General features: G+C 54.4%; 20 protein-coding genes and 1 riboswitch. Of the genes, 16 read left to right on the top strand and 4 right to left on the bottom strand.

Going from position 1 to position 22,312, the window contains the following annotated elements; all coding sequences use genetic code 11:
- Nucleotides 1-4: 4 nt before the first annotated feature.
- A complete protein-coding gene (locus tag C812_RS15670) occupies nt 5-913 on the bottom strand; it encodes an FMN-binding protein (protein WP_016313633.1) in 909 nt (302 codons plus the stop codon).
- A 440-nt stretch (nt 914-1,353) separates the two neighbouring features.
- Between C812_RS15670 and C812_RS15665 the strand changes: the two genes are divergently transcribed.
- Genes C812_RS15665 through C812_RS15655 form a run of 3 tightly spaced genes read left to right on the top strand, consistent with a single transcriptional unit; the run spans nt 1,354 to nt 4,762 of the window.
- The gene (locus C812_RS15665) at nt 1,354-2,859 is read left to right on the top strand and encodes an HD-GYP domain-containing protein (protein WP_036625635.1); all 1,506 of its coding nucleotides are present in this window, start codon (nt 1,354-1,356) and stop codon (nt 2,857-2,859) included.
- A 39-nt stretch (nt 2,860-2,898) separates the two neighbouring features.
- Nucleotides 2,899-4,338, top strand: a complete 1,440-nt coding sequence (locus tag C812_RS15660) for a sensor histidine kinase (RefSeq protein WP_016313631.1) — start codon at nt 2,899-2,901, stop codon at nt 4,336-4,338.
- Nucleotides 4,339-4,378: 40 nt separating this feature from the next.
- A complete protein-coding gene (locus C812_RS15655; RefSeq protein ID WP_084770805.1) occupies nt 4,379-4,762 on the top strand; it encodes a RidA family protein in 384 nt (127 codons plus the stop codon).
- Between the two features lie 479 nt (nt 4,763-5,241).
- On the opposite strand, the gene C812_RS15645 is transcribed toward C812_RS15655, so the two are convergent.
- Nucleotides 5,242-6,021, bottom strand: coding sequence for a hypothetical protein (locus tag C812_RS15645; RefSeq protein WP_016313628.1), 780 nt, complete (start codon nt 6,019-6,021; stop codon nt 5,242-5,244).
- Between the two features lie 181 nt (nt 6,022-6,202).
- Between C812_RS15645 and C812_RS15640 the strand changes: the two genes are divergently transcribed.
- From C812_RS15640 to C812_RS15615, 7 genes are all read left to right on the top strand, one after another.
- A complete protein-coding gene (locus C812_RS15640) occupies nt 6,203-9,364 on the top strand; it encodes a DEAD/DEAH box helicase (RefSeq protein ID WP_036625767.1) in 3,162 nt (1,053 codons plus the stop codon).
- Nucleotides 9,365-9,416: 52 nt separating this feature from the next.
- Nucleotides 9,417-10,376: a hypothetical protein gene (locus C812_RS21600; protein ID WP_016313626.1), complete on the top strand. Its 960-nt coding sequence runs from the start codon at nt 9,417-9,419 to the stop codon at nt 10,374-10,376.
- Nucleotides 10,377-10,445: 69 nt separating this feature from the next.
- Nucleotides 10,446-10,586 (top strand): hypothetical protein, encoded by a 141-nt coding sequence (locus C812_RS22335; RefSeq protein ID WP_157274735.1) that lies wholly within the window; start codon nt 10,446-10,448, stop codon nt 10,584-10,586.
- A 71-nt stretch (nt 10,587-10,657) separates the two neighbouring features.
- The gene (locus C812_RS15630) at nt 10,658-11,458 is read left to right on the top strand and encodes a zinc ribbon domain-containing protein (RefSeq protein ID WP_016313625.1); all 801 of its coding nucleotides are present in this window, start codon (nt 10,658-10,660) and stop codon (nt 11,456-11,458) included.
- A gap of 270 nt (nt 11,459-11,728) precedes the next feature.
- Nucleotides 11,729-12,034 carry a hypothetical protein gene (locus C812_RS15625; protein ID WP_016313624.1) on the top strand — a complete coding sequence of 102 codons (306 nt, stop codon included), beginning with the start codon at nt 11,729-11,731 and terminating at the stop codon, nt 12,032-12,034.
- Between the two features lie 125 nt (nt 12,035-12,159).
- Nucleotides 12,160-12,260: riboswitch (purine riboswitch) on the top strand.
- 171 nt (nt 12,261-12,431) lie between these two features.
- Nucleotides 12,432-13,022, top strand: a complete 591-nt coding sequence (locus C812_RS15620) for a xanthine phosphoribosyltransferase (RefSeq protein WP_016313623.1) — start codon at nt 12,432-12,434, stop codon at nt 13,020-13,022.
- Between the two features lie 35 nt (nt 13,023-13,057).
- Nucleotides 13,058-14,425: a nucleobase:cation symporter-2 family protein gene (locus tag C812_RS15615; RefSeq protein WP_016313622.1), complete on the top strand. Its 1,368-nt coding sequence runs from the start codon at nt 13,058-13,060 to the stop codon at nt 14,423-14,425.
- A gap of 25 nt (nt 14,426-14,450) precedes the next feature.
- Here the strand turns inward: C812_RS15615 and C812_RS15610 are convergent, their stop codons facing one another.
- A complete protein-coding gene (locus C812_RS15610; protein WP_016313621.1) occupies nt 14,451-14,789 on the bottom strand; it encodes a DUF4870 domain-containing protein in 339 nt (112 codons plus the stop codon).
- A 59-nt stretch (nt 14,790-14,848) separates the two neighbouring features.
- A complete protein-coding gene (locus C812_RS15605; RefSeq protein ID WP_016313620.1) occupies nt 14,849-16,018 on the bottom strand; it encodes an MGDG synthase family glycosyltransferase in 1,170 nt (389 codons plus the stop codon).
- Nucleotides 16,019-16,289: 271 nt separating this feature from the next.
- On the opposite strand from C812_RS15605, the gene C812_RS15600 reads away from it, so the two are divergent.
- The 6 genes from C812_RS15600 to C812_RS15575 all read left to right on the top strand — a co-directional run bounded on the left by C812_RS15600 (nt 16,290) and on the right by C812_RS15575 (nt 22,177).
- Nucleotides 16,290-16,478: a hypothetical protein gene (locus C812_RS15600; protein WP_009224055.1), complete on the top strand. Its 189-nt coding sequence runs from the start codon at nt 16,290-16,292 to the stop codon at nt 16,476-16,478.
- A gap of 141 nt (nt 16,479-16,619) precedes the next feature.
- Nucleotides 16,620-17,375, top strand: coding sequence for a type I methionyl aminopeptidase (map, locus tag C812_RS15595; protein WP_016313619.1), 756 nt, complete (start codon nt 16,620-16,622; stop codon nt 17,373-17,375).
- A gap of 847 nt (nt 17,376-18,222) precedes the next feature.
- Nucleotides 18,223-19,281 (top strand): cytochrome c oxidase subunit II, encoded by a 1,059-nt coding sequence (coxB, locus tag C812_RS15590; protein WP_016313618.1) that lies wholly within the window; start codon nt 18,223-18,225, stop codon nt 19,279-19,281.
- A gap of 98 nt (nt 19,282-19,379) precedes the next feature.
- On the top strand, nt 19,380-21,230 hold the full coding sequence (ctaD, locus tag C812_RS15585; protein WP_051135009.1) for a cytochrome c oxidase subunit I: 1,851 nt from the start codon (nt 19,380-19,382) through the stop codon (nt 21,228-21,230).
- Complete coding sequence (locus C812_RS15580; RefSeq protein ID WP_016313616.1) at nt 21,227-21,853, top strand: cytochrome (ubi)quinol oxidase subunit III; 627 nt, start codon at nt 21,227-21,229, stop codon at nt 21,851-21,853. Before ctaD ends, C812_RS15580 begins: the two co-directional genes overlap by 4 nt.
- A gap of 3 nt (nt 21,854-21,856) precedes the next feature.
- Nucleotides 21,857-22,177, top strand: coding sequence for a cytochrome C oxidase subunit IV family protein (locus tag C812_RS15575; RefSeq protein WP_016313615.1), 321 nt, complete (start codon nt 21,857-21,859; stop codon nt 22,175-22,177).
- Nucleotides 22,178-22,312: the final 135 nt, after the last annotated feature.

The following is a 22,312-nucleotide window of genomic DNA, read 5'->3' as shown; positions in this document are numbered from 1 at the left end:
GGGTTTATTTCGCTTGCTCAAGTGCTTGGCTCACGAGCTCGAAATGCGGTTGCAGCGTAATCGTTGCCCCAGCGATCGCGTCCGTTTTGCCCTCATCGTTAAATGTCACGGCAGCTGGATCTTGTTTTTCGATCAGGTAAGCTTCCGCTTTCGCTACTTCTTCATGCCATTCGGCTTGAGCACCGCCGGCTTTCATTCCATATTTGCCGTCAATCGAGTATTGCTTCTTGTCTTCGCCTTTGTCGTTCACACCGCTGAAGTTCACTTTGACGATCTTGCCGGCAGCGACGACAACGTCAACGGTATCTTTCCAACCAGAATGCTCGTCGAAGGAAGCTCCTTCTGCATGATAAGTGCCGTCTTTGTAAGGACCAACCTCAACTGGACCGGCATTCAGCGCTTGATCAGCCAAGTTAAAAAATTCACTTACATGGACGGACACACCTGCGATGGCATCCGTTTTGCCGTCATCTCCCAAAGTGATCGCTTTAGGATCTTGCTTTTCGATCAGGTATTGCTCAACCTTCTCGGCTTGTTCGTGCCATTCGGAGGAAGCGCCGCCGGCTTTCATGCCGTACTTGCCTTCTTTGGAATAGGTCACTTTGTCGACGGGAGCTTTTTCGCTCAGCGCATTCCATTTGGCTTCTGTGATTTTGCCTCCGGATACCGTCAGGGTTACGTAGGATTGCCATCCGGAATTTGCATCCACTTCACCTTGGGCGAAGTATACGCCGTCTTGGTATTTCCCTTGCTCTGCAGCTGCGTTATTTGCTCCTGCATTGGTTTCGTTTGCAGCAGAAGTGTTGTTTGCAGGTTGCGCAGAGTTTGTGCTGTTCGCCTCATTGTCCGATCCACAGCCGGCCAATAGACCTAACAACAGTGCACTGCTCAGGATAATTGAAGCTTTTTTCATGATTGAGACCTCCAGTGAATGAAAATATATATATTAAAATGTGAAGACATTTTAATAACGAATATCAGGTGGGGGACCCTTGAAAAAGGCTGATCTGATAAGGGGTTCGGGAGTCCCGAAACCTTTGTTCGAAGGCATTTTAGCATATAAAAATAGGGCTTAATGTGAAATTTATCACATGGAGTGTGATCTAAAACAACTGCTCCAAACGGCGAAACCAGCACTACGTAAGGGAATACCGCGTTCAAAGAATTGCCCAATTTTTAAAATATATATTTTTAAAAGATGAGATGGCCTAGGAGGAACGAATTTCCCGTACCGAAAAGAGGGCATATAAACAAAAAGTTCCAAACGTTTTATGAAAATCGGCATGACTTCTACCGATATAAATAGAAGCGGGCATGCCCGGAAATACGCGAGACGGAAGGAAGGCATCCTCCTTGACGGTTTACAGGACATTTATTTCGCGCTTACTGCTTAACTACACAGCGGGACTCTTGCTTGCGGTCACCGCGGTCGCGAGCCTGATTGCGGCTGCACCGCTGGATATATCCCCTTCGGACTATGCCTGGCTGATCCGGATTCTGATCTTGTCGCTGTGCTGTATGCTGGGGCTGGAATGGCTGGTGTTCAGCCGGCAAATCAAGCCGATCCGCAGCGTGTTCATGGAGGAAGTGGGGAGCTATCAAACGCTTCAAAATGTGTATATCCGTACCCATCGTTTGCCATCGCTTGCCGTCAAGCGGATTCTAGGACCTCATTTGTTTGGCTTGGTTGTTCCGGCTGTGGCCTTATCGCTTGGGTTAATCCGGGCTGGTCACCTGTCAATTCCGCCTTACTATGTGTTGCTGGCTGCCTTGAGCGGCATTCTGGTCAGCAGCATGCATGCATTGGTCGAATATTATTTAACTTCCTATGCGATTCGTCCTGTCCTGCAGGAGTTAATTTCCTGGAGCCGCAGAATGTTTGGCAAAGATTTATCGCTGAACGGCAGGGTTATCGTCCCGGTATCTCGAAAATTAATATGGAGCTTTTTCTTGATGTGTATGGCTCCTTTGCTGCTATACAGCTTATCCATGCAGTTCCGGTTGGAGGACCTTGACCATGGAGCCTATGCCTACTGGCAGTGGGCCGGCTATGTCTTGGCCGTGAGTATTCTATTCGCAATGATTGGCTCCCGGCTGTTGGCCCGTGAGATCATGCTGCCGATTCAGCATTTGTACGAGCGGATGGCCGAGGTAAAAACCGGCAGCATTCGTACAGCGGCCAGCGATATGTTTTCGGATGAATTTTCCCGTCTGATCACGGGATTTAATCATATGCTGCGCGGGCTGCAAACTCAGGCGGCTCGAAATAGCCAACTGGTAGACAGCTACTTCGCGACGCTGGCAGCGGCGCTGGACGCCCGCGATCCGTATACAGCGGGACACTCTCTTCGAGTAGCCGAATACGCCGTCAAAATCGGGGAGTTGGCCGAGTTGCCTGAAGATCGCATTGATGAGCTGCGCAAGTCAGCGTTGCTCCATGATATCGGGAAAATCGGCATTCGCGATGCGATTCTGCTGAAGGATGGCCGATTAACCGACGAGGAATGGGAGCAGGTCAAGCAGCACCCCGTGCTTGGGGAAGCGATCTTAAAGCAGGTCGAGCCTGCGGATGCGATGGCTCCTTATTTGCCAGGGGTTCGGTCGCATCATGAGCGTTATGATGGAAAAGGTTATCCGGACGGGTTAGCCGGGGAGGAGATCCCGCTATTCGGGCGGATTATCGCCGTAGCCGACGCCTTTGACGCCATGACCTCAGATCGGCCTTATCGAAAAGGCTTAGCGAGAGATAAAGCGATCGAGATTCTGGAGCAGGGTCGCGGTACCCAATGGGATCCTTACTTCGCCGGACTGTTGGTGCAGCATTTTCGCAGCGATATCCCAAAAAAAGAGTCCAGCTGATCTTGAAGAGAAGCGGGTTCTACGAGCAGGAGTGGGGATATGGGGATCGGTATTAGCTTTATACTAAATTTAAGTATGTTAATCACCGTCGCTTATTTAACCAACATCCTATATAAATATGGTTTGCGAAAAATGCCGCCGCCCAGCTTGTACGTCTTGTCCGTTCTAATGATGATTTTCTCGGGCTGGCTATGTATCAAGTTTGGCTTCCGGCTTCACGATGACGTCAGATTCGATCTTCGGGCAGTGCCGCTAATTATAGCGGCATTTGTTTATTCCCAGCCGTTAACGATGATCATCATCGGCTTCGGGATTGGCCTGGCCCGTCTGACGTTCGGTTTGAGCGAAGCAGCGATGGCCGGCTTTATTAACTTAACGGTCTTGGGATTTTTGTGCGCCGGACTAAATATCTGGATTCGGCGGACCAATTACAGCATTACCTTTAAGGGGATTGTAACCATTATTGTTGTGAATGTGGTCAACTCTCTGAACCTTGCCATCATCGGAGTCGTGCCCCGTAAGCATTATTTGCTGGATATCATGCCGATTGGACTTTCGTTAAGTATTGTACTTAGTATTGGCTTTGCTCTGATCCTTCGTGATTTTCAGTTGGGGGCAAAACAAAACCTGGAGCTGAAATACGCAAACGAGCTGCTCCGCAAGCAGGCCGATGAGCTGCAAAAGGCCAAGATTGGGCTGGAAGATCGGGCGAAGCAGTTATCTGAAGCATCCAGCCACAAATCGGAGTTCTTGGCGACCATGTCGCATGAGTTGCGCACGCCGCTCAATAGTATTATTAACCTGGCGGAAATGATCGCCGAATCCGACGAAGCCAGCGAGGAAATTTCGGAATATGGCCGGATCATTCACAGGTCAGGGGAAGAATTGCTTCAGATTATTAATGATATTTTGGATTTGTCCAAGGTGGAGGCAGGTCGGCTGGAGATTACAGACGAAGAAGTGGTATTGGAAGAAATCCCAGTATGGATTCAGCTGCAGTTCGAGCAAATTGCCGCTCAGAAGAATATTGCCTTTACGATCCAACTGGAGCAAGGTTTGCCCGATTCCATCATCTCTGATCCACAGCGGATCGCACAAATCCTGCGGAATTTATTGTCCAATGCGTTTAAGTTTACACATGAGGGACATGTGGAATTAGACATCCGCCGTGCTCCGGCGAAGGGAATGCACGAAGGGGAATGGCTGGTGTTTACCGTCTCGGATACCGGCATCGGCGTGGCTGAGGAGAAGCAGCAGGCGGTATTCGAGGCGTTTCAGCAAGCCGACGGCTCAATAAGTCGGCGATATGGAGGGACGGGTCTGGGCTTATCGATTAGCAGCAACCTGGCCCGCCTGCTGGGGGGGCACCTCCGTATGGAAAGCCAAGAAGGGCGAGGCAGCACCTTTTCCTTCTATTTGCCTTTAAAAATCGCTCGATCCCATTTCGGCGAAGTTCATGTACAGTCCGAGTTGCCGTGACGAAGGGGTTATCGGTAAAATGGGGAGAAGAAAGGATGGGATGATGAAGATGAAACAAGTAATTTCTACGACCGCTGCGCCAGGTGCCATTGGTCCATATTCGCAGGGGATTCAATTGGGAGATATGATCTTTACTTCCGGCCAATTGGGATTGGTGCCGGAAACCGGCCAGCTTGCTGAAGGCGTGGAAGCACAGGCTGCACAAGCGCTGCGGAACGTTCAGGCAGTATTGGCTGCAGCCGGCAGCGGATTGGACAAGGTCATCAAGACGACCGTATTTTTGAAGGACATGAACGATTTTGCCAAGGTGAACGAAGTTTATGGTTCGTTCTTCGCAGAGCCGTATCCCGCGCGCAGTGCCGTCGAAGTGGCGCGTCTGCCTAAGGACGGCCTGGTAGAAATCGAAGTTATTGCGGTGAAGTAAAATAAACCCCGTGGACAGGCTTGGATGAAGCCAGTCCAACCAAGCTGCCGGAGGCGATGCCTTACGGCGGCTTTTTTTGTCAGGGAGGGGAAGGTAACTCTATCGGCTGCGCTCCTTTCGTGATTATCCCGTTGCCTCAGGGTGAGGTAGAAGATCTCTTGAATCAGAATGAAAGGGATATGCCGCACCTCTTGGTGGATGTTTTTGTGGGAGAGAGGGTCCCTATGTTGGAAGCCTTCTTCTGACGATTATCCCGTTGCTTCAGGGGGAGGTAGAAGATCTCTCGAATCTGAATGAAAGGGATAGCCGCACCTATTGATGGATGTTTGTGGGAGAGGGTCCTGTGTGGAAGCCATCCTCTGACGATTATCCCGTTGCTTTAGACAGGGAGTGGAGAATATTGAAGGGCTTCTAATCTGAACGAAAGGGATAATCGTGCAAAAGGAGGCGTGAAAGGGCCCCACAAGGGCAGCGGGGCTTTAGTCCCGCTCATGAGAGCGCAGAAAGACGATCCAAAGTGCGTACGCTATCAAAGCTAGCGATCCGGCGCTGGAGGCAATGGCGACAATTTGGTGCAGCTGAGGACCAGCTGCTAGGGCGCCATACCCCCACGCGAAGGTGAGCGGGACGATGGCGTCCCGCCAACGGAAGCCAACAAAGCAGGCGCTGAGGATCCCTACTGCAAGCAGCAGGAGGGTAAGCCCAAGATGGGATGGAGCCGAGACAGACGTTGCCGATATCGTAGCAGCAGATATAGAGGAATGGGGCAGCAGGGCGTCCACGCTAGCAAGCGCTGTAACACAGATCCATCCAAAATATAAGCTGAACGGCAGGCGTACGAACCAAATTTCTGCGGCTGACGGGCGAAGGATATTCCGGGTGCTGTGGTACATCGAGGCGGCCACGAATACCAACAGAAATAACACCAGGGTCGATATCAGGGGTTGCCGCTCCCCTAAGGTGATCCACACGATCGAGAGGGTGCAGGTAAGCAGGAAGCGCACGGGCATGGGCGTCACTGAGAAGGGCTCGCGGTTAGGCCGCAGTAACGGGTAGAGGACCCAGCCAGACATCAGGACATAAATGATCAGCCAGATCGTAAAAGTATAGCCCGCCGGCGTAAGGAGCGCATGTAATCCGTGGGGAAACCGCTGGGGCCGGCGTAAGCCAAATGGAAGCGCTGCTGCCGCCAGGTTTGCCGCCATTAACGCCGCAAACGAGGCGAGATTTAACCAATGACCGGACCGACCGCGCAACATGGGAATGCACCTCCTTGATCTTTTTTTGGGTACTAGAAATATTCCCCATTTTTTCTCAAATGATAAGGGAGGGGATCGCGAGGCAGCAGGAGAGGGAGGAAGGCGGTTTTATATGCCGCCGTTTTCGTATAAGATGTTAGTAATGAATTTGGCTAGAATTAGTAACCGACGGGAGATCACCATGAATCAACGTCTTTATGGAATATGGCTGGGCGATGTAATGTTTTGCTTCTCCGGCGAAGTATCGGAGTCGAAGGTGGATGCTTGGACCGCCGTGCTCCGGCGTAAGGAGCTGGAGCCGGGGGTCCGGCCGTTTCAGCATGCCGTGCTTCGGTTGGCAGAGGTCAGGTATCCGGTCTCTTCCGTACGGAGGTCATATAAGAACGGAGAGCGGCGCAGTCTGATCGGCCGATCCCTGGAAGGATTGGCTTTGTCTGTGCCGGAGGCCTGGCGTTTGCTGCTGCATTGGGACGAATCCGTATGGGAGGAGCAGGGAATCAAGCCGGGCGCGGAAATGAGCTATTGGAGCAAGGCGGCCAAGTTTGCCTTGGAGCTGCTGCTGCGCGGCCGAATCGCGCCATCCATCCGTCCGGTGGCAACCACCGGACGCCGCCGCGGATCGCAGGGACAAATGCGGGCAGCATGGGGGCCGCTCCTGACCGCGCCGGAGGACGAGGTGCGGTTCCGGCGTTTGGCCGGAGCGATGCCGCCGATCTGCCTTGCTGCTGTGCAGACTGGGGCCGGAGCGTCCTCTGAAGACGAGGGGACGCTGGAGGATCGGCAGATGGCGGTGCTGCATTCGTTTTTAACGGCAATGATTGATCACGAAGCGCGCGGGGCGGTCCAAGATTTGGGACGTAAGCTGAATGCCAGCCGGGCGGATTATCACCGGGGGTCGTCGCCGCTGGCAGAGCTGTGGTGGAACGGGTTGTTAACCGGTGCACAACCGCCGGATATTCAAGGCAGTGTGACGGAGCTGGAACAGCTGAGCGCAGACATCGCCGCTGCTGGAGGCGGTCGCCCCCGGGCGGTAGAATCCGAGACCAGCGGTCCGGAACCGGGAAGCTTGCGCCTCTGCCTGCGGTTGGAGCCGTATCAGGATGCTCATGGCGAATCCGCTACAGGTGAAGTGGTGACTGCATTTTGGCGGCTCACTTTCTGGGCTGAGGGAGCAGAGCATCCAAGCGTGCTCTTACCAGCCGGGCTCATCTGGAGTTATCCCGGGCCTGACATGGAAATTCACGGAATTCTGTACCGGAATGTCCAGGAGAACTTCTTGCTGCGACTGAGCAAAGCCGCTGCGGTATCTCGGGAAGTCGCCGCTGCGTTGGAGCATCCTCGCCCGCAGGATCTGCTTATGGACCCCAAAGACCTGATCACGTTCTTAAGCAAATCGGTGCCGGCACTGCGCAAGCTAGGCGTGAACGTGCAGATGCCAACCCGCTGGACCCGAGAGGGACGGCGTTCCGCCAGTATTCGGATCCGAACCCGAGGGTTTGCGAGCGGGATGCTGGAGGGCAGCGGCGAGGAGAGACCTAAGCTGGGAGTGGATCAGCTGGTCGCTTTTGAAGCGGAGGCACTGCTTGGAGGGCGTGAGCTTACCCGGGAAGAATTGATGGAGCTGGCTTCGGCGAAGCTGCCGCTCGTATTTTTTCGCGGCGAATGGATTGAAGTGGATACGAAGGAGATCCGGCAGGTGCTGAAGTTCATGAAGCGACATGAAACCGGCACCTTGACCTTCCGCGAGTTGATGCACCTCGCTTCCGGCGATCAGGAAGTCCAATTGGAGGGCGTGAACATCGCTGGCATTGAAACCGCCGGGATGCTGTCGATCCTGATGGCAGGCGGAGCTGTTCGGCAACTTCATCCGCGTCCGGTGCCATCCGGGTTAAACGGAACGCTGCGCCCCTATCAGGAACGGGGATACCAGTGGCTGGCTACGATGCGCGAGCTGGGGTTTGGCGCCTTGCTGGCCGACGATATGGGTTTAGGAAAAACGGTGCAGGTGATCTCGGTGTTGTTGGACGGTGCTCAGCAGGCAGGGACCAAATGTCTGATTATCTGTCCGACCTCCTTGTTAGGCAACTGGCAACGTGAATTTTCGCGGTTTGCTCCGGGGCTCAAGCTGTACGTCCATCACGGGAGTGACCGTTATCACGGAGAGCGGTTCCTCCAGGAGTACCGGACCTGCGATGTGGTTTTAACGACGTATCAGCTGGCCGGCCGTGATGCGAAGGAGCTGCGTTCGGCGGAATGGACGACGGTGGTGCTGGATGAAGCCCAGTACATCAAAAATTACGGCACCAAGCAAGCGCAAAGCGTGATGAAACTCAGCGCGCCGCACCGCATCGCCATGACGGGGACTCCCGTTGAGAATAGGCTCAGCGAATTGTGGTCGATTTTTCAATTCCTGAACCCGGGATACTTGGGGACGCATGCTTCGTTTCGGGCGCGTTACTCCGGGGCTGGGGGAGAACAGCAAGCAGCCGAGCTGCAGAAGCTGCGGAAGTTGGTTGCGCCGTTTCTGCTGCGCCGGCTCAAGAGCGATCCGGACATCCGCAAGGACTTGCCGGAGAAGATCGAGCTGAAATCGTACTGCTCCTTAACCGTTGAACAGGCGCGCTTATATCAATCGGTGACGACGGAACTGCTTCATCAGATCGGCGCCCAGAGCGGGATCGCCCGCAAGGGATTGGTGTTATCCTCGTTGACCCGGTTGAAGCAAATTTGTGATCACCCGGAGTTGGTTGCAGGAAGCCGGGCGACAGAGTCGGCGGCTTTTGGCCGCTCAGGCAAAATGGAACGGCTCGGCGAGCTGCTCGACATGATCATGGACAATGGCGAAGCGGCGCTGATTTTTACGCAATACGTTCGCATGGGTGAATTGCTGCAGGAGCGTTTGACGGAGCGGTATGGCGTGCGGCCGTTTTTTCTGCACGGCGGGGTGCCGAAGGCTGAGCGAGATCAGATGGTCCGGGCATTTCAGGAGGGAGAAGGCTCGCCGATCTTCGTGTTATCGCTGAAAGCTGGCGGCGTCGGCCTTAACCTGACCCGGGCGAATCATGTGGTCCACTATGACCGGTGGTGGAATCCGGCGGTGGAGAACCAGGCAACGGACCGGGTATTCCGAATTGGGCAGCAAAAGAACGTCGAGGTACATAAGCTGATCTGCCAAGGAACGCTGGAGGAGCGAATCGACGAATTAATCGAACGAAAAAAAACGCTGTCTGAACAGGTCGTTGGCTCAGGTGAGCAATGGCTGACGGAAATGAGCGACGAGGAGCTGCGCAACCTGATCGTGCTGCAGGAAAGCGGACTGTCTCCAGAGGGCGCGTTTGGTTGAGCGGTAAAGATAGAGTGCCTAGACAACAAGCTTGCTGAGAGGAGGAACATGCATGACCAGGCCCAAGACGAACGCCCAGGAACCTGACCAGCCGCTTGTCCGCTATGAAGCAGGCGGGCTGCAGGTTGAGATGGGACGGGATCATGTGGTACAGATCCCGCTGGCCCCAGGCGCAGCGCAGGATAAGCAGGCGCTGCTGCGCAAGCTCGCGGAACGGCCGCGCCTGGTGGCGGCGTTGGCCGAAGATGGAGCCGGCAGCATAGCGAAGCTGCTGCCGGCCGAGCGCGCGCCGTGGCCGTTTGGCATGGGCTCGGCGGCACCCGGGGCCGCGAATGCGGGCGATGCCGCAGACGGCGGCGCTGCTGCGGGCACCGGCGATGCGGCAGGCGGTGCCACGGGTGCAGGCACCCGCGCGAACGCACCTGCCCGCGGCGCAGGGACCGCCCCTGGCCCTGGTGCGGGCCAGGGGGCTGCGGCGCCAGGTGCACCTGGCGGCGTGCACTGCGCGTGCGGCGACCCGGGCTGCGCCCGGTTGGCGCCCGCGCTAGCCGCGGCCCGTGCGGCCTGGGCCGCCGATGCCGAGCTGCGGCTGCGCCAGCTCGGCTGGACGCGCGAGGCGCTGCTCGCCGCCGTCTGGGCGGCCTGGGCCGCCGAGGCGCCGCTGGCGGACGCCGAAGCGGCGCTGCGCCGTGCCGCCGGGCCGCACGACAGCGTCCGGCGCGAGGCCGCCGGCCCGGGCGGTCCGCCGCTGGCCGAGCGGCTGGCGGAAGCAGCCGAGCAAGGCCGGCTGCACGAGCCCGGGCCGGAGTTCCACGACGTCGACGTGGAACTCGGCCCTGTGGGCCCGCCGGCGGCAGGCGCCGAGGCGCCGCAGGCGGGCCCGGACCCCGCGCCATGGGCAGCGCTGCTGCCCGGCGTGCGGGGGGCGGCGACGGGGCTGGCGCTCGTCGCCGAGCGGGTCATGCAGCGGGCGGAGGCACTCGCCGCCCCGCTGCGCCGCAAGCCGGACTGACCGCTGGGCATAGTCAGTCCGGCCGTGCGCCGGCCTCCCGGTGCCGGCGCCTAGAAGTCGCGCTGTAGCATGCGCACCCTTCTTGGCTGCGTCCTCGCCACACCCACCCCGAAATATTCGCTGCGGCCAGCAGTGAAGCGCAAAGGGGCATTTGAGGTCCCTAAATTGGAGCTGGATGGCCGCGGAGAACCCGAAGAGGCCGCTTCCTGAGTCGCAGGACGGTTTCATGGGGCTGCAAAATCTGGTATGATTATGAATATTTCGCGGGGAGGAATCATGTCATGAAAATTTTACAACGCTTGAAAGACGGTGCGGGCAAGGTTACCGATCGCGCGCAAAATGTCGTGGAGATTAGTAAACTAAACACTCAGATTTCAAATATCGAACGTGAGCTTGGTTTATATTTTCATAAAATGGGCGAAGTGTTCTATGAAGCTTATCGGAAGAAGGATATGGCTGCAGCGGAGAAAGAGATGCTCGAACTGGCCAAAACCTGCGATCTGCTGACGGAGGAACGCGACGAGATTCGGATGAAAATCGCCGAGCTCAAGAATGAGCGCTTATGCGGCGCCTGCGGTCGGAACGTGGCGGAGGACGCCTTGTTCTGCCAATACTGCGGCCATAAGCTGGCCGTGGCGAAGCGAGCCGTTCCGACCGAGCTGCTGAAGCCGGTGCAGGAGCCGGTGGAGTCCTCAGCAGCCAACGAGGCCGCCGCGAGTGTCGAGCCGCCTGTGATGAAGCGAGTTGAGGTGGACGAGATGGATACGCTGGAGCTTGCTGCGTCCCTCGTTCGGGAGAAAGCGGAGCAGCGGGAGCCGGAGCCCGCAGCAGCGGTGAAGCCGATCGATCCTGAGGAAGAGGAGCGTCTCCAGCGCGAGCTGGAGCGGGAACGTAGACGTCAGGAGGAACTGGATCGCCGCATTCGCAGCTGGAAGCAGGACGCTGTCGCTCCACAACCGGAGAATTTGGATGAACCTGAAGTGATCATCGGCGGAGTGGCTACGGTGAAATGCCAAATCTGTTCGTCGACGCTGGTCAAAGGGACAAAATGGTGCCCGCATTGCGGCTCTGAACAAATCTAGCGTCGTACTGCGGGAACGGCTGGTTGCTTCAAAAAGTTCATCAGGTTGTCAAAAAGTATACTGCCGCAGCCGCACGCTGATTCGTAAGTATAGTTAAGAGCATGCGGTCTACGCCGGTACGGCGGCCCAGGGGCTGGGTTAGGGAATCCCAGCAGCTCCGCAGCTGTCGTGCCGTTTTTCTTATCGCGGGCGCTCGGCTTCAAGTGGATGCGACTGCCTGCTGCAGGAGATGCTATACCGCATAGAACAGGATACAGGAGCGTGCAGCGCATGGAATGCATTGTACATTTTGACGTCGTACATAAGGATGAAGTGAAGCACCTGCGCGGATTGCTTTTTCTCGATCAAGGAAAGACGCCAACCGAAGCGGACTATCTGCAAATGTTCGATGAGATGGGATATAAGCTGCGTTTAGAAGATTGGGAGCATCTGGTGTTTAAGCCGACGGAAGCCGGTGCTGATTACAGCGAGATCCGGGTACGCCGCCTTGACACAGGGGAGAAGACGTACAAAGAAGACGGCGAGTTAAAAACGTTGCTCACCCATCTATTGCCGCAGGAGCCGAAGCCGCTTTAAACCAGCTCTGGTGCGGTTAGACGGCACTGCTTCGCGCAGGGCTTTGCAAAGTTTTCACAGAACCCTAAAAGATTCCTCTTTCTCTACCCGGGCGGAATGCGTTATACTTCTAGCATTGTGTGTTATATATGAATCCATGAATTTTCCGTATAAGTGCAGGAATGGGCCTGCGCGTCTCTACCTGATCACCGGAAATGATCGGACTACGGAAAGTACCGCCTCGCATGCGCCCAGGAATCAAGGGGATCAGCTTTAGGCTTCTAGCCGTCCTGATCGCTTAGTATTGCTGTTCGGGCTTATTCGGTGCTTTCTAAATTTAAAGTCCATTTCCGTTGAGAAATGGGCTTTTTTGCGTTTAGTTCATGTGATGAATGATTGAAGGAGAGGGGAAACAGGAGTGAAACTGCTAAAAGACAAAGTGATGGCAGAAGGGATTGTTCTGAGCAACCAGGTGCTGAAGGTCGACTCGTTTCTTAACCACCAAATGGATCCGGTGCTGATGAAGGAAATAGGGGCCGAGTTCGCCCGGCGCTTTGGCGAAGAAGGGATTACGAAGGTGCTGACGATTGAATCCTCGGGGATTGCCCCGGCGATTATGACCGCGTCGGAGCTGAATGTGCCGATGATCTTTGCCCGCAAGCATCAATCCTTGACGCTGAAGGACAACATTTTTGTGGAAAAAGTCTACTCGTTTACCAAGCGGGAAACCAACGAGATCACGGTGTCGAAAAAGTTTCTGCATGCAGCCGATCGGGTGTTGATCGTGGACGACTTTTTGGCGAACGGTGAGGCAGCCTTTGGATTGACCCGCATTGTAGAGAAATCCGGGGCTTCGGTCGCCGGCATCGGGATCGTCATCGAGAAGTCGTTTCAGCCGGGAGGACGGTTGCTTACGGAAGCGGGGTACCGCGTTGAATCGCTCGTTCGGGTGGCCTCGTTGGAAGACGGTGCGGTGACGTTCGTGGAAGAAACACCGAATTATTCATGAGATGAACTATTAAATCGGGGAGGAACCAGATTTTTATGAAACGGGAACGTATTTTTCAGAAACACCGTCATCCGCTTAAAACCTTTTCATTAGGACTGCAGCACGTACTGGCGATGTATGCCGGGGCTGTCATCGTCCCGTTGATCGTTGGGGGAGCGCTTGATTTTACTAATCAGCAGCTGACTTACCTGATCGCCATCGACCTGTTGGCCTGCGGTGTCGCCACGTTGCTTCAAGTCTGGGGCAACCGCCTGTTTGGCATCGGGCTTCCGGTCATGCTGGGCTGCGCATTTCAAGCGGTGTCGCCGATGATTACCATCGGGCTGACCGACGGCGCTGGGGTCTCCGCGATTTACGGCGCTATTATTGCCTCCGGGCTGTTTGTTTTCCTGTTTGCCGGTTTGTTTGGCAAGCTGATTGCGTTGTTTCCGCCGGTGGTTACCGGCTCCGTGGTCACGATTATCGGCGTTACGCTGATCCCGGTGGCGATTACGGATCTTGGCGGCGGCAGTCCAGGGGACAATCCCGACTTTGGGAGCCCGCTGAATCTTGCGCTGGGCTTTGGGGTATTGCTGTTCGTGATTTTGATGAACCGCTTTGCCAAGGGCTTTCTGCGTTCCATCTCCGTGTTGCTGGCGCTGATTGCGGGGACGTTGGTGGCAGCGCTTGCCGGTAAAGTGGATTTGACGCCGCTGAAGGAAGCGAGCTGGTTTCATGCGGTACAACCGTTTTATTTTGGTGCACCTACGTTTCACGCTTCCGCGATTTTGACGATGATTCTGGTCGCGATCGTGAGCGTTGCCGAGTCGACCGGCGTCTTTATGGCGCTTGGCAAAATCGTGGATAAAGAGATTACGGATAAGGATTTGACGCGGGGGTATCGGGCGGAAGGACTGGCGATCATGCTCGGCGGGATTTTCAACTCGTTTCCGTACACAACATATTCTCAAAATGTCGGGCTTGTCCAAATGAGCCGGGTGAAAACCCGGGATGTCATCGTAGTAGCCGGCGTGTTGCTGATCTTGATCGGCTTCGTACCGAAGATCGCTGCGTTAACGCAGCTCGTGCCGACGTCGGTGCTCGGCGGAGCGATGATCGCGTTGTTTGGTCTCGTGTTGTCCTCCGGCGTTCGGATGCTGGGCGACCAAGTGGATTTGAACCGGCATGAAAATTTGCTGATCATCGCTTGTTCCGTCGGCATGGGGCTGGGTGTGACCGTGATGCCGGAGCTGTTCGACCAACTGCCAGCTAAGCTGCAGATTCTGGTGGACAATGGTATCGTTGCCGGCAGCTTTACGGCGATTGTGCTGAACTTGCTGTTTAACGGCTGGAAGGGCCAACGCAAGGCAGCTGAGCTGAATGGGGCTGCTGAACCAAGCGAAACCGCCAAAGCTACCGCATAAAATGTGCCTCGGTCTCGCGGGTGAATTACATCCGTTGCAGCTGTTTTTCTGCGAGTTCGCCGATCCAAGGCAGCTTCAGCCATTTGCCCTGGAGCGCAGCCAGCATCATGACCACCCAAAGCGTAACGCCCAGCAGAGTCAAGAGCAGATTGACGACCACGCCGATGACCGGTAGAAAGCCGGACAAGGCATGAGCTAGCATCAACCCGCCAAACAGCATAACCGACTGCAGGGCGTGGAACAGCACGTATCGGCTGCGCTTCTCAAGCACGAGAAACGCAACTCCACCCACAAACGCAAGCAAGTAGCACAGGAAGCCGGCGACATTTTCGTAAAGGCCGGTGGATGATTTAAAAGGGGACATCAGGACGACACCTACTTTCAGGAGAGGATTGTCTTATCCTAAATGTATGACGAGCCCCCTTATGAAAGAACCAGCTCGGCCTGCTTGGGCGCGAACCACTGCTCTAAAATATCGTCTGCAATCACCTCCGCGGCTTCCGGCCGACGGAGGTTTTCTATTTTTTGGCGAAGCTTGGTCAGCCGGTGTGGATCTTGGAATAGCGCATCGATTTCCTCGGTCAGCTCTGCAGGGGTTCGGGTGATGCAGGCCACACCTTTTTGGGCCAGATAACGTGCATTATTGAGCTCTTGCCCTGGGACAGGGCGATAGACGAACACCGGCAGTCGGCAAGCCAGCGCCTCGGACAAGGTGATCCCTCCCGGCTTGGTTACGATGCAGTCGCATTGTTGCATCAAGGCAGCTACTTGCTCAACATATTCCAAGAGGTGCACGTCTGGATGGGGAGGGAGCTGCTCATGCAGTGCACGGTACAGCTCATGGTTTCTGCCGCAAACGGCGATCACACGGTAATGTTCCAGTGCCATAAACCGCTCTATTACTTCGCGTACCCCCTGCATGGAACCGTAAGCCCCTGCCATCAGCAGGATGGTGGTTTTGTTGTTGGTGTGATTTTTCACGAAAAGCTCTTGAAGTGGACCAGTGAGGCATTCTTGTCTGTCCGGATGCTGCAGATGAAACTCCGGCTTAACCGGGATGCCGCTTACTCGGATGCGTTCCTCGGGGATTCCCCGGCTGACCATTTCTGCCTTCAAGTCCTCGGTGGCGACGTAATAGCGGTCGACTCCGGAGTGGATCCACCGTCCGTGCAGGTCAAAGTCGGTGATGATATTTGCCATCGGCAGGGATTGGCCGGTCCGCTTCAGCAGTCTAGGCATGGCAAGCTGGGGGAAGGTGTGGATGATCAGATTCGGCTGGGTTTGTTGCAGGGTTTGCTGCAGCTTGTTCATGCCAAACGAATTGATGACCTCGAGCAGCGGCGCTTCTTGCGGCATCTGTTTGGTGGCGTTATAGACCCAACCGTAGAGGCCGGGGATGGTTTTGAAGCTCTGCATATATACGAACTTCGTCAGTCCGTTAATCAGCGGATGCGCTTCGGCCATCAGATCAAGCAGTGTGATGTCGGTTACGCCTCGGCTTCGCAAGCTGGCTTCCACCGCTTTGGAGGCTTGGTAATGTCCATCCCCGTAGCTGGCATATAAAATCAGAATTTTTGGAGACTGGGAAGTCATGGCGGTATCCCTCCTCTTCAAGTCCAGGCAATGACTCTCAACTGCTTGTAGTTTGCCCCTGCACCCGTTTATAAATAGTATTAGGTGAAGCGGATAAAAAATGTACGTTTGGAAGAAAGCTGAAACCTTCTTCTGAATATGTTACAATAAGGCAATAGGAGGTCTTTCCATTACAACTAAATAGCCGGCATAGCTTCATGAATCTGAACCCGCACTTTTCGGCATCGCAAAATCGGAGCATTTACCTTAAGCGTTCTGGGAGGGAATCAGTATGGCAACAAAAGGTCATGATGAAGTGAAAGAAAGTTTACGGGAAATGACCCGAATCTTCAGACCGAAAGATCCGAAGAAGTTCGTGAAAGAATATGTACGCAAGTATCGGATTATGGGCGGCTATGAAGAGGAATTGACCCACCTGGTTGAGCATGAGCTCGGGAAATTGGACTCGTCTGTTTCCTGAAGACCATTTGAATCGAAGCATATTCGCCGTTCCGGCGCCTTGGGCGTTCGGGACGGTTTTTTTCTGCTGTTCCCACATATATTAAACTGACGGGAACATCACGAAATCAATCGTCGTGCGGCAGCGGAAGGAGAACAAGATGTGAAGGTACGCATAAAAACCAAAGAGGAAATCAAGCGGATCCGTGAGGCGGGACGGATATTGGCCGAGTGCCACCGCGAAATCGCCAAAATGATCGGACCGGGAATTACCACCTTGGAGATCGACGCCTTCGTGGAGTCGTTTCTGGCGAAGCGGGGAGCTAAGGCGGAGCAGAAGGGATACCACGGCTTTCCGTTTGCGACGTGTGCGTCGATTAATGACGTGGTTTGCCACGGGTTCCCAAGCGATCAGAAGCTGGCGCTCGGAGACATCGTCACGATCGACATTGTCGTAGGTAAAAACGGTTGGATGGCCGATTCCGGCTGGTCTTACCGGATCGGACAGGTGAGCGCTGAGGCAGAGAAGCTGCTGACGACCACCGAGCAGGCGCTGATGGCCGGCATCGCGCAGGCCGTCCCCGGGAACAAGATCGGGGACATCGGGTATGCGGTGCAGCGCGTGGCGCAGGCCGCGAACATCGGCATCGTGAAGCCGCTGATCGGCCACGGCATCGGCCAGTCGATGCACGAAGCGCCGGACGTGCCGAACTTCGGCCGGCCGCGCACGGGAGTGACGCTGCGACCGGGGATGGTGATCACGATCGAGCCGATCTTCACCGGCGGAGAAACCGGCGCGGTGTTGTGGGAGGACGACGGCTGGACGATTCGTACCGCGGACGGCAGCCTTGGGGCGCATTACGAACACACGCTGGCGATCACGGAGGATGGACCGTTGGTATTGACCAACGGGGAATAATGTGGACGAAGAGAGAGAGCGGGAGCTCTCTTTTTCTTTTGTTCTAACGGAACGTAGAGCCGTTATTTGGCCAGTTAGCCGGTGCCCTGATTTCTAACGGAACCAGGAGACCTTATTTGGAGCGGGGACGGGGGATTGCAGCCAAAAACGAGGAATAAGGTCATTTGGTTCCGTTACAGCGGGAAATAGCCGGGAAATGTGTAAATAAGGTCGCTACGTTCCGTTAGAGTTACATGTTCCGCACCAGGCCACGCGCATCGCGCCAAACCACATCTTCCGCACCAAGTCACACGCATCGCACCAAACCACTCGTTTCTCACCATTTCAACACGTTTAGCGCCACAGCCCGCACCATCACGTTCCCCAACAGCCACTTTTTTCTACTACTCGCAGCACGACCACGTAAGTCCCTGCAGCATAACCTCAAACTCCCAGACTCCCCCTGCACGCACTCGAACAGCGCCGCGCCTTCACGCCTGACCTGAGGCAATGTTTAAATTTCTTCTGCTGAAATGAAATAAAGTTTGAAGAAATGTCAAAAATGAAGCAGAGTAGGGAATCGTCACAATTCACCGAGTTTTGTTCAAAATTGGCAGCCTTTTCACTTGATGTCGAACTGGAGAAAACGTTCACAAAACCTTTTGTGACGCGGGTTTTCGGATTTTTGAACAATTTGTGAACTGCCCCTGAATCATTGACAAACGAGGGGTTCAATCATATATTTAATAGGTGATTGTTGTAATTGACAGGAATGTAGTTTCCGTGATAGACAGGTAGATTTTTGAGCTGCGCAGGCTGGAAATCTCTGTGATGCTGCGGAAGAAAACGTAAGAAGTGGGGTAGATCAATGATGAAACCTTGGAAGGCTGTTAAGCGGCTAGTACCTTTGTTTGCCATGCTAGCGTTGCTCTTGTCCGCATGCGGCCGTGAAGACCTGTCCGTGCTCAGACCGCAGGGTCCAGTAGCTGAAGGGCAGCTCGGATTAATTAAACTGTCGATTACGATCATGATTGTAGTCATGCTGATCGTATTCGGGATCGCGGCTTACGTGTGGATCAAGTATCGCCGTAAACCGGGGCAAAACGACATTCCCAAGCAAGTTGAAGGCAACCATAAGCTGGAGATCATCTGGACTGCCATTCCGTTGGTTCTGGTTCTGATTCTGGCGGTTGCAACGGTGCAGAAAGTTTTTGCCTTTGGCGAAGATTATTCGAAGGATGCCAATGCGGTGAAGGTTAAAGTCACTTCGCATTTGTTCTGGTGGGAGTTCACCTATCCGGATTACGGCATTACGACTGCCCAGGATATGATTATCCCTACGGGGAAGAAGATTGCGCTTGAGTTGAAGACAGCTGACGTGCTGCACTCCTTCTGGGTGCCTTCGCTCGGCGGCAAAACGGATACCAATACGGACGGAACGATTAACAAAGCTTGGCTAGAAGCCACGAACGAAGGGGTTTACCTCGGGAAGTGCGCCGAGCTGTGCGGGAAATCCCATGCTTTCATGGAGTTTAAAGTCAAGGCGGTTAGCCCAGAGTCGTTTGACCGTTGGGTTGAAGCGATGAAGGCGCCGGTACAAACAATTCAGGATCCAGCCGTTGCGGAAGTATTTAAGACGCAATGCTTGAGCTGCCACGCGATCGGTGATCAAGGCGGGCCACTGGGACCGAACTTGACGGGGATCGGCAGCAGAGAGACGGTTGCGAGCATTTTACATAATGCAGAAGCGTCCGGCAAACCGATCGACGGCAAACCGGTTAAGGATAATTTGGTGGAATGGCTGACGGATCCGCAAAAGGTAAAACCAGGTAACAAAATGCCAAATCCGAAGGAAGATCTCGGATTAACGGATGCTGAAATCGAAGCCATCGCCGACTACTTGGCTAACAGCAAATTATCTTATTAATCTTGCGTGCCTCTATGGACGGCATGGATGGATAGGAATTAATAGAGGGGGTACAAACCTTGGCTCATGCTCACACTGTCAAGCGGCACAAGGGGTTAATGGACTGGTTGACGACGGTCGATCACAAGAAAATCGCCATTTTGTATTTAGTGGCGGGCGGTTTGTTCTTTGGAATCGGCGGCATCGAAGCATTGCTGATCCGCGTGCAGCTGGCAAAACCGATGAATGATTTTGTATCGGCACAGCAATTTAACGAATTGATTACGATGCACGGCACAACGATGATTTTCCTTGGCGTTATGCCGGTGATCTTCGCCCTGATGAACGCGGTTATCCCGCTGCAAATCGGGGCTCGGGACGTCGCGTTCCCTTTCTTGAACGCTCTCGGATTTTGGACCTTCCTGTTTGGTGGACTGCTGCTGAACCTGAGCTGGTTGATGGGCGGTGCACCGGATGCAGGCTGGACCTCGTATACGCCGTTGTCGAGTACGACGTACAGCTTGACACACGGGGTTGACTTCTACACGATCGGCTTGCAGATCGCTGGTCTGGGGACACTGATCGGCGGTATCAACTTCCTGGCGACGATCATTACGATGCGCGCGCCGGGGATGTCCTTTATGCGGATGCCGATGTTTACTTGGACCACATTTGTAACGTCTGCCATGATCTTATTCGCTTTCCCGGCGATCACGGTAGGTCTGGTTCTGTTGACGTTTGACCGGATTCTCGGCGCAAACTTCTTTAATGTAGAAAGCGGCGGTAACCCGGTATTGTGGCAACATATTTTCTGGATTTTCGGACACCCTGAAGTTTACATTTTGATCTTGCCAGCGTTTGGGGTCATCTCCGAAGTTGTAAGTACGTTCTCGCGTAAGCGGTTGTTTGGTTATAGCTCGATGGTATTCGCTACGATCCTGATCGCCTTCCTGGGCTTCATGGTTTGGGCGCACCATATGTTTACGACAGGGATGGGGCCGGTGGCCAATGCGCTGTTCTCCATCGCTACGATGCTGATTGCCGTTCCGACGGGGATCAAAATCTTCAACTGGTTGTTTACGATGTGGGGCGGTCAAATCCGCTTTACGACGGCTAACCTGTTCGCTTCCGGTTTTATCCCAACGTTCGTTATGGGTGGGGTTACCGGGGTAATGCTGGCTTCGGCGCCGGCAGACTATCAATACCATGATACTTACTTTGTCGTAGCGCACTTCCACTATGTTATCGTAGGTGGTCTGGTTCTGGGCTTGTTCGCCGGACTGCATTACTGGTGGCCGAAGATGTTTGGCCGCGTCTTGAATGAGAAGCTTGGCAAATGGGAGTTCTGGACGTTTATTATTGGCTTCCATATGACGTTCTTCGTACAGCATTTCCTTGGCTTGCTAGGGATGCAACGCCGCGTCTTTACGTATTTGCCGAACCAAGGCTTTGACCTGTTGAACTTGATCAGTACGATCGGTGCGTTCTTGATGGGCGTTGGGGTTATCTTGTTCCTGGTGAATATTGCAATTACGGCAAGACAACCGAAGGGCGTTCCAGGTGATGTCTGGGAAGATGGACGTACGCTGGAATGGTCGATTGCTTCTCCGCCAGAGGAATATAACTTCAAGCAAATTCCGCTGGTTCGCGGGATTGACGCTTTCTGGAAAGAGAAGATGGCTGGCAACAAAGAAATGACGCCGGCAGAGCCGGTTGGTCCGATTCATATGCCTTCGCCGACGATTCTTCCATTTATTATGTCGGTAGGTTTGTTTATTGCTGGTCTGGGCTTTATGTTCGCGAACGATGATTTTGGTAACGGTGCGATGAACTTCCTGTTCAACAACTACATTGTAGTTGGCCTCGGCTTGGCGATTACGTTCTTGTCGATGCTGCTCCGTTCCTTGTTTGACGATCACGGCTGGCACATCGAACCTGATGAACTGAATGGGAAGGAGGTCAAAGCATGAGTGCACCAAACACATCGCATGTAGCAGGTACGCTGCCGCACGAACCAGAGAAGGCAACGCTGGAGGGCCGTAATAAAATTTTGGGCTTCTGGTTATTCCTTGGGGGCGAGGCCGTCCTGTTTGGTACCTTGTTTGCAACCTTCCTGACCTTGCGGAATCAAATCGCCGATGGCCCGTCCGCAAGTGAGCTGTTTAATTTGGGGATGACGGCCGCTGCAACCTTTATCCTCTTGGTCAGCAGTTTGACGAGTGTGTTCGCCATTCAAGCGATGCACCGCGGAGACAAAGGGAAGCTGGCAGGCTGGTTGGCTGTAACTGTTCTGCTTGGCCTGGCCTTCCTTGTGCTGGAGATATATGAATTTGCTGAGTATGTCCTGCATGAAGACTACGGCATGACCACAAGTGCGTTCAGTTCGGCGTTCTATACGCTGGTAGGCTTCCACGGCGCGCACGTGTTGTTCGGGATTTTGTGGATTTCCTTGCTCATTGGGCAACTCTTCAAAAAAGGTCTGACCGTCGTCACGGCACCGAAGATTTACGTGTCGGCTATTTACTGGCACTTCATCGACGTTGTCTGGGTGTTCATTTTCACGGTTGTCTACCTGCTCGGAAAGGTGGTCTAACGGATGGTCAATCAGGAATCAAACGCTTCACCGACGGTAAAGCACCGTCAGCGGCATGAAGGTCCGGAGAAACACATTGTCGCGTTTATTTTCTCCATCGTTCTGACCTTGATCGCTTTTGCAGCGGTTGCAGCCGGCGGAGTGAATACCGCGTTCACCGTCATTTTGTTGCTGTTGATGGCGGTACTGCAGGTGCTGGTTCAATTGGGTTACTGGATGCACATGAAGGATAAGGGCCATTTGATCCCGATCATCTTCATGGCTGGTGGATTTTTCGTTGCATTTACCGCGATTATTGCCGCTTTATATTGGATGTGGTGGTAAGAGAAGAAGAGGAGGCTCTCTCCAGATGGCGGGCCCCCTCTTTTGCGGGTTCAACTGCATAGTTAAGATAGGTATAGCACAAAAACGGTACCTTCCCGCTTGGGATGCTGTCACCGTTTTTGTCGTATTTACCCC

Source organism: Paenibacillus barengoltzii G22, from assembly GCF_000403375.2.
GTDB classification, from domain to species: domain Bacteria; phylum Bacillota; class Bacilli; order Paenibacillales; family Paenibacillaceae; genus Fontibacillus; species Fontibacillus barengoltzii.
Note: the sequence above shows the minus strand (reverse complement) of the source record. Positions and strands in the feature narration are given on the sequence as shown.